The organism is Limnobacter sp. CACIAM 66H1 (assembly GCF_001601825.1).
In the GTDB taxonomy this organism is placed as follows: Bacteria; Pseudomonadota; Gammaproteobacteria; order Burkholderiales; family Burkholderiaceae_B; genus Limnobacter.
The window spans coordinates 1-5,790 of the sequence record NZ_LUJK01000086.1 but is presented as its reverse complement, the minus strand read 5'-3'; the positions used below and the strand labels follow the sequence as shown (position 1 = coordinate 5,790).

At 50.3% G+C, this 5,790-nt stretch carries 5 protein-coding genes and 1 pseudogene; 2 read left to right on the top strand and 4 right to left on the bottom strand.

The window, feature by feature from the left end; genetic code table 11:
- Positions 1-736: GNAT family N-acetyltransferase (locus A0129_RS15310; RefSeq protein WP_291716259.1), on the top strand; the 736-nt coding region annotated here is incomplete at its 5' end.
- A 48-nt stretch (positions 737-784) separates the two neighbouring features.
- On the opposite strand, the gene ppa is transcribed toward A0129_RS15310, so the two are convergent.
- Genes ppa through hemC form a run of 4 tightly spaced genes read right to left on the bottom strand, consistent with a single transcriptional unit; the run spans position 785 to position 5,471 of the window.
- Positions 785-1,312 carry an inorganic diphosphatase gene (gene ppa, locus A0129_RS15305; protein ID WP_291716258.1) on the bottom strand — a complete coding sequence of 176 codons (528 nt, stop codon included), beginning with the start codon at positions 1,310-1,312 and terminating at the stop codon, positions 785-787.
- A 50-nt stretch (positions 1,313-1,362) separates the two neighbouring features.
- Entirely contained in the window at positions 1,363-2,553 is a 1,191-nt protein-coding gene (locus A0129_RS15300; RefSeq protein ID WP_291716257.1) for a heme biosynthesis HemY N-terminal domain-containing protein, read from the bottom strand.
- Positions 2,550-4,529 carry a uroporphyrinogen-III C-methyltransferase gene (locus A0129_RS15295; RefSeq protein WP_291716256.1) on the bottom strand — a complete coding sequence of 660 codons (1,980 nt, stop codon included), beginning with the start codon at positions 4,527-4,529 and terminating at the stop codon, positions 2,550-2,552. The genes A0129_RS15300 and A0129_RS15295 overlap by 4 nt, the downstream gene beginning before the upstream one ends.
- A 9-nt stretch (positions 4,530-4,538) precedes the next feature.
- The gene (gene hemC / locus A0129_RS15290) at positions 4,539-5,471 is read right to left on the bottom strand and encodes a hydroxymethylbilane synthase (protein WP_291716255.1); all 933 of its coding nucleotides are present in this window, start codon (positions 5,469-5,471) and stop codon (positions 4,539-4,541) included.
- Between the two features lie 149 nt (positions 5,472-5,620).
- Here hemC and A0129_RS15285 point away from each other — a divergent pair.
- Positions 5,621-5,790: pseudogene (locus tag A0129_RS15285) on the top strand (argininosuccinate lyase); the annotation flags it as partial.

The following is a 5,790-nucleotide window of genomic DNA, read 5'->3' as shown; positions in this document are numbered from 1 at the left end:
AACCCAGCAAGATCAGGAATTTTTGCTGGGTGACTCCACCAGCCTGAATAACATCAGCCGTCATGTGGTGCAATTTCACTGGAAAAATCAAAACCCGAACACGGGCGAACCGTTTCATGACTTTGATGAATTTTTGGAAAGTCTGAATCAGAAAAAGAGAAAAAACATTCGAGCCGAGCGACGCAAAGCCAATCCACAAGGGTTGGAGATACGTCGTATTCGGGGCGCTGACGTCAGCGAAGCTGAACTGGAGTTTTTCTACCAGTGCTATTCCCGTACTTACATGGAGCACTTTTCCAGCCCTTATTTAAATCTTGAGTTTTTCAAGCAAATTTGTACAACCATGGGCGAGCAGATCTTGATCATTCAAGCCAGCCTGTTGGGTCAGCCTGTGGCCAGCTCGTTTTTTCTGTACAGCCAGGAACGTCTGTATGGCCGCTATTGGGGCGCTATTGAAAACCTGCCCTGCCTGCATTTTGAATTGTGTTACTACCAGGCGATTGATTTTGCCATTGAGCAGGGCATAGAGTGGTTTGAAGGCGGCGCGCAAGGTGAGCATAAAATGGCACGTGGCCTGAACCCGCAAACCATGGTGAGTGCACATTACGTGCACGACAACGGCTTCAAGTTGCCAATTGAAAACTTTTTACGCCGGGAAAAAGCACACCTGGACGCATATGCAGTTGAGTTAAATGAACACACTGCTTTTCGGGAAAGTGGTTCAGGACAGCTGTAAAAAAAGCCAACCCTCGGGTTGGCTTTTTGGTGCTGTTTATCTGCAATCTCAGCCTTTGTAGTTGGCCACACCGTCGCGAATTTCTTTTTCAACGTCCGCCATGTCACCCCAGCCTTCTATTTTTACCCACTTGCCTTTTTCAAGGTCTTTGTAGTGTTCAAAGAAGTGCTGGATGCGTGCCAGAAATTCTTGAGGCACATCGGAAATGCTTTGATAGTGTTTGTACTGCGGCAACAGCTTTTCAACAGGAACGCCAAGCAACTTCGCATCACCGCCCGATTCATCGGTCATTTTCAACATGCCGATTGGACGAACACGCACCACGCAGCCAGGCTGCAAGGGGTATGGGGTCATGACCAATACGTCCACGGGGTCGCCATCGGCGGCCAGGGTTTGAGGAATGTAGCCGTAGTTGCAAGGATACTGCATGGACGTGCCCACAAAACGGTCTACAAACAAGGCGCCGCTTTCCTTGTCAATTTCGTACTTCACAGGATCTGAGTTCGCCGCGATCTCGATGATTACGTTTACGTCGTTTGGAATGTCTTTACCGGGGGAAATGCTTTCGTAGCCCATGCTGATTAATCCTTAAAATAAAATTTGGTCGTATTGTATCGAATATTGCTTTAAGCAAGCTGACGGTCGTTCTGAAGGTGATTGTTCAATTTATCTCGCCAAGCTTTGGCCCGTTCACCCTGGTTGGCTGCCTCGTACAATCTTTCGAGCTTGCCCGCCACATGTGCGGAAGGCTGTTTGGCATACACCGCTTCAAACCTGGAAATCGCCTTGCCCCATAGTTGTTCGCGCTCGCACACATCAGCGGCCAACTCCAGCAAACGTAAATCAGCGGGCTGCTGGGCTAACAAGCGCTCAACATTCGGCAAAGCCTCTCTTGGCTCGAGAACAGCAACCTGATGATAGACAGGCAACAGATCTTTGTTATAGCTCTGATTAAGTGCATTCTCCAGCAATATGCGGGCTGCAGTGATCAAACCACTTCGAAGTAAACCAGTGGCTAGCATGCGCAACACAAATGAATTCTCAAGCTCGGAAGGCTTGGCATTGGACAATACATCCTGCATTTTCGAAGCATCTTGACCGGCGCTTTCGGCCAAACCGGCATAAATTCTCATCAAGGCTTCATTTTTTTCACCATTGGTGAGCGCCGACACCGCTACACAGGCTCGGTACTGAATCAAGGCGTCTTGCCAACGGGCCAGGCCGATCAATGCCAGCATGCGCAATCGTTGAACCTGGGGAAGTTTCGCCGCCAGAGGGTCCATGGTCTCCAACATGTCCAAGGCACCCGAATAATCCTGTCTGGACAAAGCCACTTTGCCCCGCAACACCGTGAGTGCATGGGAATGCTCACCTACCTTGGCCTTTTCCTGATTGAGAATTTCTTCCGCAATGTCGTAACGGTCGGCCTGAATGGCAGACATGGCCCGAATCAGATAACTCAAATCAGTTTCAATTCCGGTTTTACTGGCTTGGTTCAAAGCCTTGTGAGCGCCCTGTTCGTCTCCGGTAATCAGGGCAATCAACCCCTGTGTGTTGGCTCTCAACAGTGCATTTTGCTTGCGGTTCATCCAATACTCTTTGAATTTACCTGGAAGTTGACTGGATGCTCGCCATGCGCGCAGCAGGATATAAAAAACCAGAAAGAGCAGCAAAATAGCAACTATGGCAAAATTAAGCGACATATCGATCCGGTATTGACCAAAAAAGATCAGTACCTTCGACGCATTGCCCTGTGCCATCAAGGTGACTGCCACAGCCACCACGACGACCAGCAACAAACCGAGCAGTTGCTTCATTGGCGTTCCCCTTGCTGCCCGGCCACAGCAAGCCTCAGGGCGGCTGAGGTGGCCTGCAACTCTGGCAACACCAAATCGAGTTGAACCTCGCCAATTTCAGCAAGCACAGTTTGCGCGCGTTGCACCTGGATGGATTTGCTGTCGAAGTAGGTATTCAACAAATCGCTGGATCGGTCCAAATCAGATTTCAGCAAAGCAGCCTGACGTGACAACAACGAGATCCGCGCATTTAGCAGGGACAAACGCAGCGTGTTGCGCAAATCAGTTTCCTGTCGGCTCGAGAGCATCAAGACCTCGGGACTGTCCACTTTAGTGACTTCAATCAGTGACTTGATGTCGTACCAGACGGTTTGAGCCACTTTTTTAATGGAATTCCAGGCAGTCTCAAATGCCGGTTGAGTTCCATCGTTCGCGGAATCAAGTGCTTGTGATTCAGTCGCTGTCTCGGGCACCTCTTCCTCGGTTAACTGAGCCAAGGTTTGATCAGTGGTGGCTTGCACACTAGACAGCATGGGTAGGCTTTCCACTGAATTCACCACTGAATCAAGAGAAATGGCTAGTCGCAACAGATCATCACTGGGTAAAGCCTTGATCTCCGTCAAATCTTTTTCCAAGGCCGTACGAAGATTTAACAATGAAGGTTTCTCGGTACCCTCCAACAGATCTATGGCTTGGGACAAGGCGATGGATGCTCCCTTCACATTACCCAGCAAGTACAACTGGCGCTTGGCGATCGATATCAACTGTTCGACCTCGCTCAGCGATACCTCAGTTCTGCTGGCCAACAAGCTGTTGTAGACCTCTTCCAGACTTGCACGTTGGCTGGCCTCCTCTTTTTGCGCAAGCTCCAAAAGGTCAAATCGGGTTTTCAGGTCCTTGGTCAAATCACTTGATTTGCTGATTTCCTCCTTCACCAAATCCAGTGTGGTGGATTCTTTTTGAATCCGTTCACCAAACGCCATGCGCGTTTTCTCAATTTGGTTCTTACCGGCAAAGGCAATCAAAAGTATCAGTACAAAACTAAGCACCGAAATGAAAAACGCTGCTTTACCCAACCATTGTCCATTGGGCTGGATAGCACTCGCAGAACCTGGTTTTGACTGGGCTGTGACCGCCGGTTGTTCATTGGCGGCAGGCGTGGCAGTGCTGGTTTGATTGTTGTTTTCCATGCTTTTCTTGTTGGATTTCAGCCATGAATTCACCGATTGTATCCCTGTTGCTATCTCGACAACATGGGCATATCCCAATTCCCTGCATTTGGCCGCAATGCGAGGATGTGTAGTCAATACGGTGGCGATTTGTCTCAAAATCTTCAATTCTGATTCAGACTTTCGAGCCAGCTGCGAATCAAGTACCTCTATGGTCTCGCTGCTGGTGATCCAGAGTACTACATCGGACATTCGGGCGAAAAGAGCCTCGCACTGATCGTCGCTTTGTTCAATCACCTTGCGGTCATAGCATTCCAGCACTGTTACATCATGTTGCATTGCCTCAAGCTTCTTGGGAAATTCAACACGTCCCCTGGGACCTTTGCACACCATGACGCGGCAGCTACCCGCTTCAAAATGCGAGGCGAGCAAGCGCGCCAACCCCTCGGAATCCTCGGTTTCATGATTGTTTTCGAGAGTAGGTGCGATAATTTTGTTCTTGGGGACACCCAGATCCATGGCCAGCTTTGCACTTTGGCGCCCCATCACCCCGCAATACACTGAGTCTGGCCATTGCCCGAGCTGGGTCACCGCAATTTCCAGAACTGAAGGACTCACAAACACAACCAAATGATTGGGTTTGTCCGTGTCTGCGTCCAGCCATGCCCGAATAGTCGCGAGGGACGCCAAATCAGGCACCAATTCAAAGACCGGGAAATACATCACATGGCCCAAATTCATTTGATCTAGCTGACGCTTTAAATCAACGCGCTGAGTCAGATACTGATCGGGCAACTTGGGTTTGCAAACGACCAAAGTGTGAGTCATGTCGGCGAGTTATCCTTTAAATTGTTGAACAGCCGATTCAATTAGAGCCTGTGCGCCCTCTTCTAATAAACCTTCAATTACTAAGTTTGCAGCCGTTTGCCAGTCATGCAAGCCAGCCTGTGCACTTTTCTCGATCACAGCTTTGCCATCTGGGCTGGCCACCAGGCCTCGCAACGTGAAAGTATGCGCATCGTTCAATGTTGCATAGCCAGCAATGGGCACTTGGCAACTGCCACCGAGCGCTTTGGACACTGAACGCTCCGCACTTACCAAGGCGGTACACACCGGGTCGATTAGCGGCTTTACCAACTCGGCCAATTGTGAATCACCAGCGCGAATTTCCAGACCCAAGGCGCCCTGACCCACCGCGGGCAGCATGTCGTTTGAGTCAATGACGTTCCTAATGCGCTTGTGCAAGCCCAAGCGCTTCAACCCCGCAGCAGCCAACACAATGGCTTGAAATTGGCCCGAATCCAGTTTGCCCAGTCGGGTATCCAGATTGCCGCGCAACGGCTCGACTTTCAAATGCGGATAACGTGCCAAAACCTGGGCTTGCCTGCGCAGGCTGGAGCTACCGACCACAGCACCCGCAGGCAAGTCAGCGAGGCTGGCATAGTCATTGGAAACAAATGCATCGTGTGGGTCCTCGCGGGTCATAAAACCGAGTAGTTGAAACTCAGGATCCACGTCCATCGGAATATCCTTGCCAGAATGAACGGCCAAATCGGCCCTGCCTTCGAGCAACGCGTACTCCAACTCTTTGATAAAGAGTCCTTTCCCGCCAATTTTTGCAAGTGAGCGGTCCAGAATCTGGTCACCTTTGGTGGTCATGCCCACAATTTCGACGCCAGAAACCCCAGGCAGGGCCAACAACAGGTCTCGAACATGTTCAGCCTGCCACATGGCCAAGCGACTTTCCCTTGATGCAATTCTTATTTTCATTCAGTGTGACGACGCGGCTGGTCGCGATTCGATGGATAAATTTCAATCAATTCCCCACGGCAAGACCGTGAGAAGGCGTTCATGACGAAAGTCTAGCACGGCAACCCCTTATAATTAGGCCCTGTTCCAAAGTGCATAAAGGATTACCCATGTCGAACCAATGGTCCAAAAAACAGGAAGCTTGGTCAGCCCGATTCAATGAACCCATGTCCGAGCTGGTCAAACGCTACACCGCGTCCGTGTTTTTTGACAAACGGCTGGCCGAGTTCGACATTCAAGGCTCACTGGCACACGCCACCATGCTTGCAGAGTCAAATGT

What these genes read in the sequence shown, in the direction of transcription:
- ppa (WP_291716258.1), bottom strand. Translation starts at nt 1,312, where the DNA reads ATGGGCTACGAAAGCATTTCCCCCGGTAAAGACATTCCAAACGACGTA.
- A0129_RS15300 (WP_291716257.1), bottom strand. Translation starts at nt 2,553, where the DNA reads ATGAAGCAACTGCTCGGTTTGTTGCTGGTCGTCGTGGTGGCTGTGGCA.
- A0129_RS15295 (WP_291716256.1), bottom strand. Translation starts at nt 4,529, where the DNA reads ATGACTCACACTTTGGTCGTTTGCAAACCCAAGTTGCCCGATCAGTAT.
- hemC (WP_291716255.1), bottom strand. Translation starts at nt 5,471, where the DNA reads ATGAAAATAAGAATTGCATCAAGGGAAAGTCGCTTGGCCATGTGGCAG.